The following is a 16,678-nucleotide window of genomic DNA, read 5'->3' as shown; positions in this document are numbered from 1 at the left end:
TACACCCTTAGGCGTTAGCGCATTTTTCGGGTTATCTACCCGGAGAAAGCCTGGCGTTATTGGCACAATATCCATACGTGCAGCTGGCTTTACACGGGTTTCTCGGACCATTCGAGTCGGCTCAAATGGAATGGATAAGATCAATCTTCCGATTCCAGGTCGAGACGGCCCCGATACCTACGACAACACCGTCCTTATCTTCGACCGGGCCGATGAGATAGATGCCGATGGCAACGATGTGTTCAACCTTGAGGTTACCAATGAGACTGGCCTGCGGCGTCGCCAAGCATTAGCCACTGCGGTTGTCCCGCTACAAATGGCCGGCGGCCGCAGGTTTGGCCTGTTCTTCGGCGCGTCTGGTGGTCCGTAACGGCTGTTACCCCTAAATGCCCGGTTCTACGCCATCAGTGGGTCTGCACGCACGGTACGTACCAGAGCCCACCACGCACCGTACATATGCAGTTGCCAAACCCTAGGCAGGTACTCTGCGAGCACTGGTCCGCGACGTCTGGATGACCTATGCCCCACACCGCTGCGCTTGACGCCATCAGCCGCCTTGCCTCACGAGAGGGCACCCGCACGGAGGCGGACATCCAAGCCGACGTCTACCTCTTGTTGACCTCGGGAAGCCTGGCACTTCAGCCGTGGCAGGTCGCACGCCTTGAGGTGCCTACCAACGACGGGACCAGACGTCGTCTTGATGTGGAGATCGGCCACTGCGTGATCGAGGTCAAGAGGGACCTGCAGGTCCCGAGCGTGCGTTCAGACGCCGAGGCACAGCTCGGGGGCTACGTGCGCACACAATCAGACCGGCTCAACACCCGGTATGTAGGAATCCTCACCGATGGCACGGATTGGTTCCTCTATCACCTAAACAGTGGGGTTCTACGACAGGCAGCACACCTTGCGCTCAACCCCAGTGCACCCGACGCCGACCGTTTGCTCGTCTGGCTGGAGGCGATTCTAGCCACGCAGCCTTCCGTCCCGCCTACTCCGAGAGAGATAGCACGCCGAGTCGGAGCGGAGTCACCAGCGCACCAGCTCGACCAAGCAACTCTTCGTGCAATGTACGATCAAGCGGCAGCAATTCCCGAAGTGCAGCTGAAGCGAGATCTATGGGCAAAGCTGCTACGCACGGCGTTCGGACGCGCCTTCACCGACGATGAGCATCTGTTCATAAACCACACACTGCTAGTACTCACAGCAGAGGTCATCGCCCACGCCGTCGTCGGATTCGATGTATCCAATCCGGCCGAGATGCCTGCCGCGACTCTCGTCCAAGGTACCGCCTTCGCTAGCGCCGAGATCCACGGTGTCGTCGAGGCTGACTTCTTCGATTGGGTTCTTCACGCACCCGGAGGCCCGCAGTTCGTCAACGAACTCGCTCGCCGCCTCGCGCGATTTGAATGGGGCGAGGTTGAACATGACGTTCTGAAGACGATATATGAATCCGTCATCGGAGCTGAATCACGAGCCAGCCTTGGGGAATATTACACCCCCGACTGGTTGGCCGACCGAGTGGTAGATGCTGCCGTTACGCAGCCACTCGCGCAGAGAGTTCTTGACCCCGCCTGCGGTTCCGGCACATTTCTCTTCCATGCCGTGCGAGCCTACCTGCGGGCGGCTCAAGAGGCTGATATTCCTAACGGCAAGGCGGTAGAGTCTCTTACTGAACATGTCTATGGAATGGACATCCACCCCGTCGCAGTAACACTGGCCCGCGTCACGTATCTCCTAGCCATTGGTAAAGATAGGCTGGCGGCGGACGACAGAGGGCCAATCACCGTACCCGTGTATTTGGGCGACTCAATTCAGTGGGAGCAGCGCCAGGATCTTTTCGGTGGTCTCGACACGGTTACCATCTCGACTGCGGGCGATGATCTAGTTGATGGCGGCGCAGGAGTGCTGTTCGGGGATGACCTTTCTTTTCCTCGCACGGTGCTCCGCGATGCCGCAACCTTCGACCGCCTTGTAACGGCGATGGCCAACAAGGCGATGGAAAAGGCCAGCAAGTCCGGAAAGTCTAGCAGAGAGCTCATAGCTCCAGTACTACGGCAGTTTGGCGTCCACACCGACGACGTAGGCCAACTAACCGCCACATTCGATACAATGCGTCGCTTGCAAAACGAGGGCCGCAACCACATCTGGGGCTACTATGTTCGCAACCTCATTCGACCTCTGTGGTTGTCTGAGAAGCCCAACAAGGTAGACGTTCTTGTAGGCAACCCGCCATGGTTGCGATTCTCGAAGATGACGAAGCCTATGCAAGACCGCTATAAGGGACTTGCCGGGGAGCGAGGTTTGCTGTCCGGTGGCCTTGGAGCATCCGGCCGCGACCTCTCAACGCTCTTCACCGTACGCAGTATTGAGCTCTACCTCAAACCGAGCGGCAGATTCGCCTTCGTAATGCCTCATGGAACCCTGACTCGAAAGCCTCATGATGGGTTTAGATCGGGAGCTTGGAGCTCGCAAACCATTGGCGATTTGGTGGTCAAGTTTGACGAGCCGTGGGACCTGTCGGAGGCGCCTACCGGATTCCCTATGGTCTCGTGCGTTATCCAGGGCGCTCTGGGCGCCGGTCAAGCGAAGCGGATGCCATCGAATGCAATGGCGTGGTCTGCAAGGCTACCTAGTCCGAATGTTACTTGGGCAGCGGCGCGAGAGAAATTTAGGATTTACAGTAAGCCTCTCTCGGCACTCGATGGGAGCGACCTAACCTCGTCTCCCTACAAAAAGCGCTTCCGGCAGGGAGCCATCTTTGTACCGCGGGCCCTCCTGTTTGTGACTGAGATGCCAGCTGGGCCGCTCGGAGCGGGAGCCGGACGTCTTCGGCTGCAATCGCGCCGTACGCGTAATGAAAAGCCTCCCTGGAAGCACGTTGCGTCACTCACCGGGACGGTAGAAAAGGCTTTCGTCCGTAAGGTTCACTTGGGTGAGACGCTGCTGCCGTACCGCATGTCTGAGCCCTTGCGCGCGGTTCTACCCATCTCAGCGACCAACATCTTGGAACGAGGGACCGTGGAGGAATATCCAGGGCTCGGACCATGGTGGGCAGAGGTCGAAAAGATCTGGGATGCGCACAAGTCAGAAGGGGATTCCTCGGCACTCTTGGAACGCCTCGACTACCATGGGCAACTCGCTTCGCAGTTGCCCGCAGCAGGCCACCGTGTGCTGTACAGCAAGGCAGGCAACACCCTCGCTGCAGCACGAATTTCCAACCCAGAGATCGTCATTGATCACATGCTCTACTGGGCGGCCGCGAGCAGTCTTGAGGAAGCTCGCTACCTTACCGCCATCCTGAACTCTACGACGGTGCTCGAACGCGTCAAGCCCTTGCAGGCTTTAGGGCTTTTCGGTACGCGACATTTCGACAAAGCTGTCTTCTCCGTTCCTATCCCAACCTATGACGCGGAAGACCCTAGTCACGTTCTGTTGGCAACTCTAGCGGCTGAGGCCGAGAGAGTCGCCCAGGACATGGATCTTGAGCATGCTCGCGATTTCAAGGCCGCCCGACGCCTTATTCGTGAGTCTCTCGCCGAATCAGGTCTCGCTCGCAGGATAGATGAGACCGTTGCACGGGTGGTGCCGGAGCCCAAAGCTTAGCTCGCTCACATAAGTCATACTGCGGGTGCCACCGTGGGCTTTGACTTTCGTTCGGTTGTCACGTCATTGGACGGGCGGGAGGCAATAGCAACTTGGATTGCGGCTGCCTCGCAAACTGCCGATTTGCTCTGTTCTGGATCAAGGCACCGCGCTCCGCGCGGTGCGGGGCGGCAAGCCCGGCCGGCGGCAAGCCGCCCCGGCCGCCTACGGCGCCGGGACGGTGAGCCACCGACAGCCGCCGGGACACCGCCCCCAGCACGTCAGGAGCCAGGCCCAGCGAGGCCGTAACGGAAGCCGGCGAGTCGGCCTGGTCGCGTGGCTGGGGCTTCCGGCTGCCGCGCCAGTCCAACCCCGGGACTGGCTTGCCACCGGGTCACCAGGTCACGGGAGCAGCTCCACCGCCAGGACGTGCCCGATCCCTCCCCCACAGCCGCCGGCTCCGACCGAGATCTCCAAGCACCGACCCCGGAAAAGCCCTCACGACGGCCCAGCCCGCCCGGTCCGAGGCAAGCCAACCGAGCCCATGCTCAGGGCGTCTCCAGGGCGTCAGGGCGTCCTCAGGGCGTCAAACGCCGGCCAAAGTTGACCAACGACGACCATCGACACCCGAACATAGAACCAGCTCAGAGCCTTGATCCAAGCTCTGAGCTGGTGGGCGACGGACGAGTCGACCTGTACGCCGGATTCTGTGCGCGACACGCACCGGGGTGCGTGCCGGCGGCGGCCATCCATCTCGGCCTGCCGTTGCCGACAGGCTCGTGCGGCCTACCCGCAGACATCGGGCGGGCCGCCCTCAAGCGTCTGCGCGGGCGTCATCCTGCGATGACAACCCTTTCTTGGCCTTGCTCCGGGTGGGGTTTACCGAGCCACCCCGGTCACCCGGGGTGCTGGTGGGCTCTTACCCCACCGTTTCACCCTTACCGTCCCCGTTGGGGCCGGCGGTCTGTTTTCTGTGGCACTGTCCCGCGGGTCACCCCGGGTTGCCGTTAGCAACCACCCTGCCCTGTGGAGTCCGGACGTTCCTCGGCGGCGGGCCGGAACCCGCCGACGCGACCGCCCGGTCGACTCGTCCGTCGCGTACCCATCCTAACGACCCTCGGTCCGCGCCTATTGCCGCACCGGGTCTCAGGGGCGATGTCCGTGGCAGTGGAGGTGGCTCCTGGCCGGCGTGTCGTGCGTCTCCACTGCCACGGTTCACGCACACCGGTCAGTGGTCGGGTGCCGGGGTGACGGCGCGCGGACGGGCGTACGCATAATGGCGCGGTGACGATGCCGCCGTTTCCCGACCCGACGGTGCCGGCCGACGGGCGGGCCGAGGTGTTCCTGCGCTACCTCGACTATTTTCGGGACAGCGTGGTGGAGAAGGTGGCCGGGCTGGCCGAGGAGGAACGGCGGAATAGCCGGCTGCCGTCCGGCTGGACCCCGTTGGAGTTGCTCAAGCACCTGCGCCACGTGGAACTCCGCTGGATCGAGTGGGGATTTGAGGGCCGCGACGTCGCGGACCCGTGGGGCGATCAGCGGGACGGTCGGTGGTACGTGGCGCCGGAGGAGAGCTTCGCGGAGCTGACGGCCACTTTGCGGGCTCAGGGCGCGCACACCCGGGCGGTGGTCGAGGGCACCGATCTGGCTGCGCGCGGTGCGCCGGGGCCACGGTGGGAGGGCGCGGACCCGGCGTCGCTGGAGCGGGTGTTGTTCCACCTGGTGCAGGAGTACGCCCGTCATCTCGGGCACCTCGACATCGTGGCCGAGCTGGCCGGTGGCCCGGTCGGCGAGTAGCCGGGGAGGGCGACCGGCGCGCGTTCCGGACCGCTAGCCTGCGGATCATGGAACTCGCCGAAGCCGCCTTGCTGGTCGCCGCCGGTCTCGCCGCGGGCACGGTCAACGCGGTGGCCGGCGGTGGTTCGCTGATCACGTTTCCGGCGTTGCTCGCGATCGGGCTGCCGCCGATCTCGGCGAACGTCACGAACTCCCTGTCGGTCGCTCCCGGGTACCTCGCGGCGGTGGCGGGCAGCCGGGTGGATCTGCCTCGGTCACGGCTGCTTGCCGCGTTGCTGCCCACCGCCGTGGTCGGTGCGTTGGCCGGTGCCGGGCTGCTGCTGGTCACCCCCGCGCGGGCGTTCGAGCTGGTCGTACCCTTCCTGGTGCTGGGGGCGACCGCGCTGCTGGCGTTCCAGGATCCGCTGCGCCGGCTGGTCGGCCACCCGCGTGACCTGGCGCCGCGCCGCCGGGCCGTGACCGTTCAGGTGGTGGTGGCGGTGGCGGCGGTGTACGGCGGCTACTTCGGTGCCGCCGTCGGGGTGATGCTCGTCGCCGGGCTGGCCCTGGTGCTGGACGCGACGCTGGCCCGGGTGAGCGCGATCAAGAATCTGCTCTCCGCCGTGATCGGCCTGACCACCGTGGTCGTCTTCGCCATCGCCGGCCCGGTGAACTGGGCCGGCGTCGCGGTGGTCGCTCCCGCCACGCTCGTCGGCGGTTACGCCGGCGCTCGCCTGGTCCGCCGGCTCCCCTCGGTGATCCTGAAGACCGTCATCGTCGTCTTCGGCACCGTGATCGGCACCTATCTCCTCTGGCGCGCCCTGTCCTGAGCCCGCGATCTTGCACTTTCCGACCCCGCGAAGCGGGCATCAGTTACCTTTCGGCGACCAGAGGTGCAAGATCGGCGAGGCGAGGCGAGGGCGACGGGGAGGCGGGTCAGAGGGAAGAGAGGTGGGCGGTTTCGTTGACGGAACGGACCGCGACGCCGCCGTCGGGCCAGCGGTCCAGCACCGACACACCGGCCGCGTCGAGGTAGAGGCGGTGCAGGAAGGAGTCGGTGGCGGCGAGCGCGTCGCGCAGCATCAGCTTGATCGGCGAGACGTGCGAGACCACCACGACGGTCTGCCCCGGGTACGCGTCGAGCAGCCGACGCACCACCCGGGCGCACCGTTCGGCGACCGCGGCGAAGGACTCGCCGTCCGGCGGAGCCACCCGGGTGGAGGCGAGCCAGGCGTCGAGTTCACCGGCCCAGCCCTCGCGTACCTCGGCGAAGGTGCGCCCCTCCCAGGCACCGAAGTCGCATTCGATGAGTTCGTCGTCGCGGCGTACCGGCAGGTCGCCGAGGGCGGTGGCGATCGCTTCGGCGGTCGCCACGCAGCGGGACAGCGGTGAGCTGACCACTGCCACGGCGTCCGGCGCGAGCGCGGCCAGCCGCGCGGCGGTGGCCCGCACCTGGGCCTGCCCCTTGCCGCTGAGCGGGATGTCGCCGCGACCGGAGTAGCGACCCTGCTCGGTGTACTCGGTCTCGCCGTGCCGCACCAGGATGAGCCGGGTGGCGGTGAAGCTTGGCCGGGGCTCCCAGGACACCGGTGCGCTGGTCAGGTCGGCGCCCGGTGACTCGGCCCGGGCGGCGACCTCGGCGGCACCGCCACCGGCGGGCTCCGGGCCGCCGAGGCGGCGCGGCGGCTCGACCAGGCGGGGTGGCTCGACGGTCGGCGTGGCGACGCCGGAGGCGGCCGCGGCGTCCATCGCGGCGTTGGCGAGGGCGTCGGCGTGGGTGTTGCGTTCCCGGGGGATCCAGCTGAACCGTACGGCGGTGAAGCCGCCGACCAGTTGGGCGGCCTCGGCGGCCAGCGGGCGCAGGCCCGGGTGCTTGATCTGCCAGCGGCCGCACATCTGCTCGACCACCAGCTTCGAGTCCATCCGGACCTCGACCTCGTCGGCACCGAGCTCGGCGGCGGCGGCAAGGCCGGCGATCAGTCCCCGGTACTCGGCGACGTTGTTGGTGGCGGTGCCGATCGCCTCGCTCCGCTCGGCCAGCACCTCGCCGGTGGCGGCGTCGCGCAGCACCGCGCCGTATCCGGCCGGTCCGGGGTTGCCCCGGGATCCACCGTCGGCCTCCACGAGCACCGTCCGGGGGGCCACCGGCTACAGCCCGGACTCGTTGGTGCGGACCATGATCCGGCGACATTCCTCGCAGCGGACCACGTCGTCGGGGTCGGTCTTGCGGATGCGGGCCAGGTCGGCACCGGAAAGCTCGATCCGGCATCCGCCGCAGCGGCCGGCGGTCAGCAGCGCCGCACCGAGTCCGGTGTCGGTGCGGATCCGGTCGTAGAGCTGCACCAGATCGGCGGGCAGGTCGTTGGCGAGGGGCTGCCGAGCGGAGCGCTTGAACTCCTCCTCGCGACCGATCTCGGCGAGGCTGTCGTCGCGCCGCTGCTCGGTGGCGGCCCGCCGTTCCCGCACCTCGGCCAGCCGCTGCTCCACGCCGTCCAGCACCGACTGGGCGGTCTCCCGCTGCTCCATCAGCTCCAGCTCGGCGTCCTCCAGGTCGCTCTGCCGGCGGTTGAGGGAGGCCAGCTCGTGCTGGAGCGCCTCCAGTTCACGGGCCGGGCCGGTGCCGGCGGCCAGCCGGTCCTCGTCCTTGGTCTTGCGCGCCCGGACCTGATCGACGTCCTTCTCCAGCCGGGCGATGTCGCGGTCCAGGTCGTCGACCGCCACCTGGGCGCGGACCCGCTCGTCCTCCAGGGCGGACAACTCCCGGGCGAGGGCTTCCAGCTCGGCCCGCTCGGGCAGGGACCGACGCCGGTGGGCGAGCTGGGCGAGGGCGGTGTCGATCGCCTGGAGATCGAGCAGGCGGCGCTGGACCTGGGGGTCAGCCTTCACGGTCGGGCTCCTTGTCGTCCGCTGCGGGTTCGTCCGGCGTGCGTTCGTCGGGGTGCGGTGCGGCGGCGTGCACGGTCCACGGGTCGGTGTCCAGGTCGGACACCAGGGTGTCGACGCCGGGCGCGGTCCGCAGCAGCGCCGCGAGGTCGTCCAGCCACGGCCGTTCGGTGGCCCAGTGGGTGGCGTCGAGCAACGCCGGCCCCCCGGTGGCGAGGTGTTCGCCGGCCGGGTGGTGGCGCAGATCCGAGGTGAGGTAGGCGTCCACCCCGGCCGCGGTGGCGTCGGCCAGGAAACTGTCCCCGGCGCCACCGCAGACCGCCAGGGTACGCACCGTGCGGTCCGGATCGCCCGCGGCGCGCACCCCGGCGGCGGTGGCCGGCAGCACGGTGGCGGCCCGGCGGGCCAGTGCGGCCAGGGTCAGCGGCTGCGGCAGCCGGCCGATCCGGCCGGCGCCCCGCCCCTCCCCCTCGGCGGGCGTGCCCGGGCGGGCGGGTCGCAGCGGGCCCAGGTCGAGCAGGCCGAGGCGGGCGGCGAGGGCGTCGGACACGCCCGGGGCGGCCACGTCTGCGTTGGTGTGCGCGACGTACAGCGCGACATCGGCCTTGATCAGCTGGTGGACGATGCGGCCCTTGTAGGTCGTCGGCGCCACCGACGACACCCCGCGCAACAGCAGTGGATGATGCGCGATGATCATGTCGACGCCCGCGTCGAGCGCCTCCGCGACCGTCTCGGGGACCACGTCCACGACGCAGAGGATCCGGCGTACCGGGGCGGACGGTTCACCGAGCACCAGGCCGACCCGGTCCCACTCCTCGGCCCAGGCCGGCGGGTAGTGCCGCGCCACCTCGGCCACCACGTCGGCGACGGTCGGTACGGCTGCGGTTGTGCTCACGGCCGGTGAGCTTACCGGCGTCAGCACTTCTACCGGACGTCACCCGGCCACACCACGCCTCGGTCCGGGCCGCGTCGACACCGCTGACCCGGCCACGGGCGAACGCCCGGGCCGGGTCGTGGATGCTCCGGCGGCCGGTCCCGGTTGTCGCGCGGGGCCAGGTCCGGACCGGAGCTCGTCAACTGTGGGCTGCCGCTCAACCGGTCCGGCAGAGATGGTCACGCACGGCGGTCAGCGGCAGCGCCCAGGGGAAGGTGTGCTGGTGCCGCTCACCCGTGCCCGGCGGATGCAGCGGGTAGACGTCGTCGCCGAAGAGCACGCTCACTCCCCACTCGGTGAGCCGGGCGAGGCCGGCCCGGAAGGCCGGATGGGCGGCCATCGCCGCGTTCGTGTACGGCACGGCCACCAGCGGTATCCCCCGACCCTGGGCCTCCACCAGCAGCCCCAGGGCGAGGGTGTCGGCGATGCCGGCCACCCATTTGTTCACGGTGTTGACCGTGGCCGGGCAGACGATCATTGCGTCGGCGGTGGGCAGCACGTCGGGGTCGCCCGGGTTCTTGTAGTGGGTGCGTACCGGGTGGCCGGTCTGACGGGCCAGTGCGGTGCGATCGACGAACTTGGCGCCGTCGGGGGTGGTGATCACGCAGACGTCCCAGCCGTCCTGCTGGGCCAGGTCGACGAGCCGGCCCACGTCTCGGGCCAGCGGCGAGCCACAGGCGATGATGTAGAGCACCTGGCGGTGCCCGTCGTGGCGGTGCGAACCGGTCATGCCTGCTCCGAGGTCATACTCCTACTCCCATGTGCTCAGCCAACTCCGCGATCGGAGAAGGCGGCGCACCACGTGTGCGACGAAGCACGTCCGACATCACCTCGTGGGCGATCGGGCGGCAGCGGATCTCGGACGGCGCCAGGCGGTCACCGCGCAGCAGCATCTCCCCGGCATTTGCGACATCGCCGATCAGGGCGTAGCCCCGGGCCAGGTCCAGCAGGTGGTGCGCCCGGCGTTCGGGCAGCATCGCGTCGAACGGCGCCGGCTGGATCCGCTGGCGGTGCACCTCGACGGCCCGCCCGCCGTCGCCGAGTTCGACGGCGGCCGCCGCCCGGTGCAGTTCCACGTTCGTCGGCCCGAACGAGGTCCAGTAGTGGTTCTGGTCGCCGCCCAGCTCGATCGCGGCCGCGTGCGCCCCGTCGAGCAGGTCCTCCACGGTGGCGGTGTCGCCGATGCGGGAGGCGGCCATCGCGCCCTGCAGCAGCAGCATCCCGTAGACGGACAGGCGTTCGGGACGGCTGTCGTTGCCGCCGCCCGGAGCGAGCTGGTTGGCGATCCGCACGTTCAGCTCCAGCGCCGGCCGGGGCCGACCCATCGCCACCAGCGCGTTGCAGACCCGGGTGGTGGCGACCCCGGCGAGCAGTGGGTCGTCGGCGCGTTGCGCGACGGCGATGGAACGGTCGGCGGCGAGCCAGGCGAGGTCGCACTCGCCGAGCTTGCGCAGCACCGAGGAGGCGAGCTGGTAGACCTGCCCGAGCAGGTGGGCGGCGCGCTGGGCCTGGTCACCGCCGTACACGGCGTCGGCCGCCTGGGCGTCGCGGAGCAGCTTCGGCAGGGCCCGGGTGAGCATCCCGTAGCGGCCGTACTGGTAGGTCAGCCAGGCGTGGGTGACCGCCTTGCTCATGTCGGCCAGTGGCGGCGGGCTCGGTGCGGCGTCGAAGTACGCGCTTATCGAGTCGTACCGCTCCAGGGCGGCCCGGATCTCCTCGACCTCGAACTGTTCGATGCAGTTGAGCGCGTCGGTGCGCCGCTCCGGGTCCTTGCCGAGCAGCAGTTGCACGTCCATCTGGAGGATGTCGGCGATCTCGTAGAGCACGGAGAACTTGTCCAGTCGCCGGACGCCCCGCTCGATCTTGTCGACCCAGCTCTTCGACTTGCCCAACCGGTCGGCGAACACCTGCTGCGACATCTTGCGCCGGCCGCGCCAGTAGGCCACCCGCCGCCCGATGGGTAGCTCGTCCATCTCCCCAGTCCTCCCCTTGCTGGAGCCCTGGCCGGGGGCCGGGGGCCGTTCAGTGGGCGCGGCGATCCGTCCGTATCTCAGGTTTCCGCTGGTCGCACAGGAGGTGCGTCAGCCGTCCGGCCGAACCTCGTACTTTTCGTGCAAGTTGCATCGGTCACTTTGTCAAACAGAACGACGACGGGCTGCGGCAGTGACGGGTCTCGACGTACGAGCTGACGCCGGCCGGGCGCGGCGAGGGGAGATGACACCAATGTGGGGGAATGTCGGACCGCACGTGGCGCGTCTGTCGCCGTTGGAACGGGTACGACTGCGCCGGGTCGCCGTGCGCTACGCCCTGCACGGGTGGGCGGTGACCCCGGGTGCCTGCCTGGCGCGGAGCCGCTTCGTCTGCGGCCGGGCCGGCTGCCCGACGGTCGGCTGCCACCCCGCCCTGGAGGACTGGGAGCACGCGGCCAGCACCGATCCGGCGCGGGTGGCCACCTGGTGGCGGTCCCGGCCGCACGGCCTGCTGCTGCCCACCGGCCGCTCCTTCGACGTGCTGGAGATCCCCGCCCACCTGGGTCGGCTGGTCCTGGACGCGGTGCGCGTGCACCCGGTCGGCCCGGGGGTACGCGGACCGGTGCTGGTCACCCCGACCGGACGGTGGATGTTCCTGGTCCGCCCCGGCGACCCGTTGCGGCCGGAACTGGAGCACTGCTTCGACGTGGTCCTGCACGGTCGCGGCTCCTGGGTCGCGGCGCCACCGACCCGGCTGCCCGAGGGACAGGTCCGCTGGGCGGTCGCACCGGAGCAGGCCCGGTGGCAGCTACCGGATGCCTACCTGGTGCAGAACACAGTTGTCGAGGCGCTGCGTTCCACCGGCGCGACGCTCACCTCGGCCCTGGTCCCCGGCCAGCTGCCGCTGCCCCGCCGGGGCCGCTGAGGCGGATGACCCACGGTCCGACGCGCCGGCAGCGAGACCCGGACGGACCGGCGCTCGTTGCACCCTTCGACGGCGCGTCCGCGCCGGGAGCGGGGATGCGATGTCCACCGGCGACACCAGGCACCACCCGGGCGGAGCAGAGCCGCCCCGGCGACACCGGCCCGGCCACCGCTGGGGGGCCACGCGTCCCCCGGGCGCCCGACCCGGCCGTCCGCGACCGACCGGGTCCCGCCCGGCCATCATCCACCGCCCGGCCCGCTGGCCCTGACCCGAAGCCAGGTCCCGGCCACACCTCGCCCGACCAGGTCGACCCGCGCGGCCCGCCTCCGTGGCCGTCGAGATGGTCTCCGACCGGCGTGTCGACTGCCGTGACTGTCACGGACACCCGGCTGCCGCACGGCTGGGGGTCGGTCCGGCTAGTCGGTGAGCGGCAGGTTTGTGGAGTGCAGGCACCGGGCGTCGTCGGTGACCACCGCGTGCTGGTAGCCGGGCAGCCGATCCAGCCAGCCGATCCCGGCCACGCCCATGGCCACGGCCGCGGTGGCGTACGCGTCGGCCAGCCCGAGGTCGTGCCCGACCACCGTCACCGAGCGCAGGCCCCGGGCGGGGGTGCCACGGCGCGGATCCCGCACGTGGTGGCCGCGTTCGTAGACACCCGACGTGGCGACCGCGAGGTCCGTCCCGCTGAGCACCAGACAGACCGCCGACGGGTTCCAGGGATGCCGCACACCGATCTGCCACGGCAGCCCGGTCGACGAATGCCCCCGCACCCGGACGTCACCACCGGCGTTGAGGCAGTGGTTGTCGGCACCGGCCGCACGCAACCGATCCGAGGCCACCTGGACCGCCCAACCCTTGACGTACCCGGACGGGTCCAGCCCGCCGGTGGCGTACGCGTCGAAGAAGCCGTCGGTGGCGTCCCACAGGTCGGCGCAGCGTTCCATCACCCGGCGCAGGTCGGCGGACGCCTCGGAGAGCAGCAGCTCGCCCCGGTCGAAGCGGCACACCTCGCTGTCCGGCTGGTACGTGCTGAACCTCGCGTCCACCTCGCGTAGCCAGGCGAACACCTCGTCGGCCAACGTGGCCAGCTCGGTCGCGGGCCGGTCGTCGGCGATGTCCAGACTGACCGGCGTGCCCATGACGTGTTCGACGCGGCGCAGTCCGGGCCGGAGTGAACTCGCGGCGCTCATCGCGCCCGGTCGATGGCAGCCTGCAACGACCGTTGGTAGGACTCGCTGGTCGCGGTCGCCCCGGAGACGGTGTCCAGGTCGGCGCTCTGCCGCTGCACCACGAGTCCCGCGATGCCGCTGTACCGATCGTCCACCTGGCTGCTGCGTTGGTCGGACTGGGCGGTGCGCTCCGGTAGTTCGAGCGCCTCCGCGTCCACGATCCGGGCGCCGTCCAGCGAGATCGCCACCTGCACGTTGCCGAACTCGTTGCTGACCAAGGGCCCGACGACACGACGGACCGCGGGTTGCGGGGCGGCGGTGCTGGGTCGTGCCGCCGGTGGCTTCTTCGTGGCGTCGCTCGACGGGCCGGTACGGCCGGCGGATGGGCTCGCCGTTTTCCGGCCGGGCTCTGCCGACCTGCTGGTACGCGGTCGCGGACTCACCGTGGCGGTCGCCTCGGCTGGTTCGGCGGTCGGCTCGGCTGCCGTCGTCGACTCCCCGGCGCCGGATGTCGCCGGCGCGGGTATCTGCTGGGCCACCGTGCTGGTGTCCGGTGCCGCCTTGAGCACCACCAGAGCGGTGGTGCTGGCCGCCAGGCCGCTGATTGCGAACAGCGCACGACGCATGCGGCGATGCCCTCTCATAGTTCGAAGGTGGCGAGGTGGATCTGTCGGCGTGGCACGCCGACCCGGCGGAGCAGTTGCCGGCTCTGCTCGACCAGTCCCGGCGGGCCGCAGAGATAGACGTCCCGCCGAGCCACGTCCGGCACCAACCGGCGCAGACCGTCCGTGGTCATCACCTGCCGGGGTCCGGGATCGTCACGCGAGCCGACCACGTACCAGACCTGGACGCCGCGTGCCTGCGCCAGCCAGTCCAGTTCCCGGTGCAGCACCACGTCGGCCGGGGCACGCACCCGGTAGATCAGCGCGGAACCCGGCGGCAGCTCCTCCAGCATGGCCCGCAGCGGGGTGATGCCGCTGCCGCCGGCGATCAGCAGGGCCCGCTCGCGGGTGCGGTGCGCCGCGGTGAAGGTGCCCGACGGGCCGACCGCCCAGACCCGGACCCCCGGCTCCAGCTCACGCAGGTCACGGGTGTGCGCACCGACCACCTTGACCGTCAGGCGCAGCCATCGGCCGTTGGCCGCGGCGGACACCGAGAAGGGATGGGACTGCCACCAACAGCCCCTGGTCAGGAACCGCCAGCGGAAGAACTGCCCGCCGAGCATCGTCAGCCGGTCGAGTCGCTCGCCGGTCAGATAGATCGACACGGTGTCCGGGTTCTCCGCGACGACGTCGGCCACCCGCAACCGGTGCCGCAGGTTGAACGCCAGCGGGGCGATCACCCGGCCGTACAGCAGCGCGGCGACCACCAGCAGGTAGAGGCCGATCCATCCGGTACGCACCGGACCGGGGCGGAACAGCTGGGTGCCGTTGCTGAACTGGTGGGCGAAGCCGAGCAGCAGCACCGCGTACGCGGCCAGGTGGGTGGCGTGCCACAGCTCGTAGGGCAGCGCCCGGCGTACCGCCCGGACACCCGTCAGCCCGATCAGTACCAGCAGGCCGGCGGCGGCGAACGCCGAGACCATGTCCTGGTAGTCGCGCAGCATCACGCCGGCCTGGCTCAGTGGCGACCGGCCTTCCAGCCGGGCGTAGCCGACGAGGATCAGGGACATGTGCGCGAGCACCGCGACCAGCAGGGTGGCCCCGACGTCCCGATGCCAGCGGGCGATCCGTTCGCCACCGGCCACCCGCTCCAGCACCGGCAGCCGGCTCATCATCAACACCTGCACGAGCAGCAGGTAACCGGCGAGCAGGCCGCTGATCTGACCCGCGCCGGTGAGCATCGCGGTGCTGCCGGCCAGGGAGCTGGCCGGCGTGTCCGTCCACCAGGGCAGCACGGCGGCGACCAGCCCGAGCAGGAACAGTCCGACCAGCAGCCGCCGGCCACCGGCACCGCGCCGTGGTACGACCGGCAACGGACTCCCGGTGGTGGGCCGACCGCCGGACCGGGAGTGCGCCGCGGTCCGGCGGTCGGAGTAGAGGTCGGGGTGGGTCACGCGTACAGCTTCATCGGGGCGTACTTCATCCGGGGGAAGATCTTGTCCACCTCCGCGTTGGTCAGCCCGAACCGACCCTGCGCCACCGATCCGTAGACGTTGAACATGTTGTTGTACTCGGGTACGTCACCGGAGTCGAGGCTGTCCAGTCCGTTCCAGGCACCGAGTAGCGAGCCGGCGAGCTTGCGCCCGGACAGGATGGTCACCACGCCGCCGTGGCCGTGGTCGGTGCCGCCGCGGTTGGACGCGACCCGGCGACCGAACTCGCTGGAGATCATCACTGTCACGTCGGCGGCCCGGTCACCGAGGTCGGTGAAGAACGCCGCCAGCGCGGTCGCCAGCTCGTTCAACCGCCGGTACAACTGGCCGCCGTTCGTGGTGCCCTGATTCTCGTGGGTGTCGTAGCCGCCCATCCCGACGGTCGCCACCCGAACGTTGGCATCGCCCTTGATCAGCTGGGCGAGTGTCTGGAAGGCGGAGCCGACGCCCCGGTACTCGACGCCCTCGGCCGGCCGGTACGGCTCGGCGGCGAGCCTGCGCGCGGTGGCGAGTGCGCCGAGCCCGGCCTGCACCGCGTCCTCCACCGGGTGGTTGATACCGGTGAACAGGCCCTTGATCGCCTTCTCGGTGGCCTCCCGCTGCCGCTCGCTGCCGGCCAGCCGCAACGAGCCGACGTTGTTGAGCGAGAGTGCGCCGTTGTTGCCGACCAATGACCGGGGCAGGGTGCTACCGATGCCGACGCTGCGGAAGGCGGTGCCCTTGCCGAGCGCGTCGATCAGGCTGTCGAGCCAGCCCCGTCCGCCGGTCTCGCCGGGCAGGCCGCCGAGGTTGCAGGCGTCCGCGGCCTGGAAGTGGCTGCGGGACAGCCGCTCGTCGGAGACACCGGGGATGAAGCCCAACTGTCCGGACCGCAGCCACGGCTGCAGCGGCGCGAAGGCGCTGGTGAGCTTGAAGCCTCGACCGAGCGCCAGTGAGTCGTTGGGCAGCAGCAGCTCGGGACGGGCCCGGTCGAGCACCGGGTCGTTGTCCGGCGCGATCAGGCTCAGGCCGTCCAGGCCGCCGTACAGGAAGACGTGGATCAGCGTGCCCGTCTTGGTCGCCGCGAACGACGCCGAGGTGGTCACGAACTGGGCGGTCGCCAGGGCGGTGGCGGTGGCGGCGGCACCGGCGACGAAGGTACGCCGAGTCACCCCGCGACCATCCTGCTGCGCCTCCTCCAGTTCCTCCAGCCGCCGGTAACGGTCGGCCTCGGCGGCGTTCTCGGCGGCCACCACGTCGGCCTCCGCCCGCAGGAGTGCCTCGGCCGGGTTGTCGGCCAGCCGTCGCACGTCGGGGCAGTCGGGGTGCAGGTGATACGGGTACACAGTCTTCTCCATCGGATGC

At 69.5% G+C, this 16,678-nt stretch carries 14 protein-coding genes and 1 other RNA gene; 5 read left to right on the top strand and 10 right to left on the bottom strand.

Annotated features, from left to right (window positions below):
• The first annotated feature begins 130 nt into the window (after positions 1–130).
• Positions 131–370 (top strand): hypothetical protein, encoded by a 240-nt coding sequence (locus O3597_RS04695; RefSeq protein ID WP_281603337.1) that lies wholly within the window; start codon positions 131–133, stop codon positions 368–370.
• Between the two features lie 695 nt (positions 371–1,065).
• Entirely contained in the window at positions 1,066–3,603 is a 2,538-nt protein-coding gene (locus tag O3597_RS04690; protein WP_281603336.1) for an N-6 DNA methylase, read from the top strand.
• Between the two features lie 659 nt (positions 3,604–4,262).
• On the opposite strand, the gene rnpB is transcribed toward O3597_RS04690, so the two are convergent.
• Positions 4,263–4,672: RNase P RNA component class A (rnpB, locus tag O3597_RS04685), an RNA gene on the bottom strand.
• Between the two features lie 200 nt (positions 4,673–4,872).
• Here rnpB and O3597_RS04680 point away from each other — a divergent pair.
• Together O3597_RS04680 and O3597_RS04675 are read left to right on the top strand one after the other, a co-directional pair.
• On the top strand, positions 4,873–5,379 hold the full coding sequence (locus O3597_RS04680) for a DinB family protein (RefSeq protein ID WP_281604476.1): 507 nt from the start codon (positions 4,873–4,875) through the stop codon (positions 5,377–5,379).
• A 47-nt stretch (positions 5,380–5,426) separates the two neighbouring features.
• Entirely contained in the window at positions 5,427–6,188 is a 762-nt protein-coding gene (locus O3597_RS04675) for a sulfite exporter TauE/SafE family protein (protein ID WP_164449302.1), read from the top strand.
• Between the two features lie 106 nt (positions 6,189–6,294).
• Here the strand turns inward: O3597_RS04675 and O3597_RS04670 are convergent, their stop codons facing one another.
• The 5 genes from O3597_RS04670 to O3597_RS04650 form a co-directional block, all read right to left on the bottom strand.
• Positions 6,295–7,503 (bottom strand): bifunctional RNase H/acid phosphatase, encoded by a 1,209-nt coding sequence (locus O3597_RS04670; RefSeq protein ID WP_281603335.1) that lies wholly within the window; start codon positions 7,501–7,503, stop codon positions 6,295–6,297.
• Between the two features lie 3 nt (positions 7,504–7,506).
• Positions 7,507–8,244, bottom strand: coding sequence for a C4-type zinc ribbon domain-containing protein (locus O3597_RS04665; RefSeq protein WP_164449304.1), 738 nt, complete (start codon positions 8,242–8,244; stop codon positions 7,507–7,509).
• Entirely contained in the window at positions 8,234–9,136 is a 903-nt protein-coding gene (locus O3597_RS04660) for a Nif3-like dinuclear metal center hexameric protein (protein WP_281603334.1), read from the bottom strand. The genes O3597_RS04665 and O3597_RS04660 overlap by 11 nt, the downstream gene beginning before the upstream one ends.
• 196 nt (positions 9,137–9,332) lie before the next feature.
• Positions 9,333–9,905, bottom strand: coding sequence for a flavoprotein (locus tag O3597_RS04655; protein ID WP_281603333.1), 573 nt, complete (start codon positions 9,903–9,905; stop codon positions 9,333–9,335).
• 13 nt (positions 9,906–9,918) lie between these two features.
• A complete protein-coding gene (locus O3597_RS04650; protein WP_164449306.1) occupies positions 9,919–11,148 on the bottom strand; it encodes a helix-turn-helix domain-containing protein in 1,230 nt (409 codons plus the stop codon).
• Positions 11,149–11,398: 250 nt separating this feature from the next.
• On the opposite strand from O3597_RS04650, the gene O3597_RS04645 reads away from it, so the two are divergent.
• Positions 11,399–12,070: a bifunctional DNA primase/polymerase gene (locus O3597_RS04645; RefSeq protein WP_164449367.1), complete on the top strand. Its 672-nt coding sequence runs from the start codon at positions 11,399–11,401 to the stop codon at positions 12,068–12,070.
• Between the two features lie 416 nt (positions 12,071–12,486).
• On the opposite strand, the gene O3597_RS04640 is transcribed toward O3597_RS04645, so the two are convergent.
• Genes O3597_RS04640 through O3597_RS04625 form a run of 4 tightly spaced genes read right to left on the bottom strand, consistent with a single transcriptional unit; the run spans position 12,487 to position 16,671 of the window.
• On the bottom strand, positions 12,487–13,209 hold the full coding sequence (locus tag O3597_RS04640; protein ID WP_281604475.1) for an FAD:protein FMN transferase: 723 nt from the start codon (positions 13,207–13,209) through the stop codon (positions 12,487–12,489).
• A gap of 47 nt (positions 13,210–13,256) precedes the next feature.
• On the bottom strand, positions 13,257–13,865 hold the full coding sequence (locus O3597_RS04635) for an FMN-binding protein (protein ID WP_281603332.1): 609 nt from the start codon (positions 13,863–13,865) through the stop codon (positions 13,257–13,259).
• Positions 13,866–13,879: 14 nt separating this feature from the next.
• A complete protein-coding gene (locus O3597_RS04630) occupies positions 13,880–15,295 on the bottom strand; it encodes a ferredoxin reductase family protein (protein ID WP_281603331.1) in 1,416 nt (471 codons plus the stop codon).
• On the bottom strand, positions 15,292–16,671 hold the full coding sequence (locus O3597_RS04625) for a DUF1501 domain-containing protein (RefSeq protein WP_281603330.1): 1,380 nt from the start codon (positions 16,669–16,671) through the stop codon (positions 15,292–15,294). Before O3597_RS04625 ends, O3597_RS04630 begins: the two co-directional genes overlap by 4 nt.
• Positions 16,672–16,678: the final 7 nt, after the last annotated feature.

Source organism: Verrucosispora sp. WMMA2044, from assembly GCF_027497155.1.
Taxonomy (GTDB): Bacteria; Actinomycetota; Actinomycetes; order Mycobacteriales; family Micromonosporaceae; genus Micromonospora; species Micromonospora palythoicola.
This window is presented reverse-complemented; position numbering and strand designations above follow the sequence as displayed.

What these genes read in the sequence shown, in the direction of transcription:
- O3597_RS04635 (WP_281603332.1), bottom strand. Translation starts at nt 13,865, where the DNA reads ATGCGTCGTGCGCTGTTCGCAATCAGCGGCCTGGCGGCCAGCACCACC.
- O3597_RS04650 (WP_164449306.1), bottom strand. Translation starts at nt 11,148, where the DNA reads ATGGACGAGCTACCCATCGGGCGGCGGGTGGCCTACTGGCGCGGCCGG.
- O3597_RS04625 (WP_281603330.1), bottom strand. Translation starts at nt 16,671, where the DNA reads ATGGAGAAGACTGTGTACCCGTATCACCTGCACCCCGACTGCCCCGAC.
- O3597_RS04690 (WP_281603336.1), top strand. Translation starts at nt 1,066, where the DNA reads ATGTACGATCAAGCGGCAGCAATTCCCGAAGTGCAGCTGAAGCGAGAT.
- O3597_RS04645 (WP_164449367.1), top strand. Translation starts at nt 11,399, where the DNA reads ATGTGGGGGAATGTCGGACCGCACGTGGCGCGTCTGTCGCCGTTGGAA.
- O3597_RS04640 (WP_281604475.1), bottom strand. Translation starts at nt 13,209, where the DNA reads ATGGGCACGCCGGTCAGTCTGGACATCGCCGACGACCGGCCCGCGACC.
- O3597_RS04675 (WP_164449302.1), top strand. Translation starts at nt 5,427, where the DNA reads ATGGAACTCGCCGAAGCCGCCTTGCTGGTCGCCGCCGGTCTCGCCGCG.
- O3597_RS04695 (WP_281603337.1), top strand. Translation starts at nt 131, where the DNA reads ATGGATAAGATCAATCTTCCGATTCCAGGTCGAGACGGCCCCGATACC.
- O3597_RS04680 (WP_281604476.1), top strand. Translation starts at nt 4,873, where the DNA reads ATGCCGCCGTTTCCCGACCCGACGGTGCCGGCCGACGGGCGGGCCGAG.
- O3597_RS04655 (WP_281603333.1), bottom strand. Translation starts at nt 9,905, where the DNA reads ATGACCGGTTCGCACCGCCACGACGGGCACCGCCAGGTGCTCTACATC.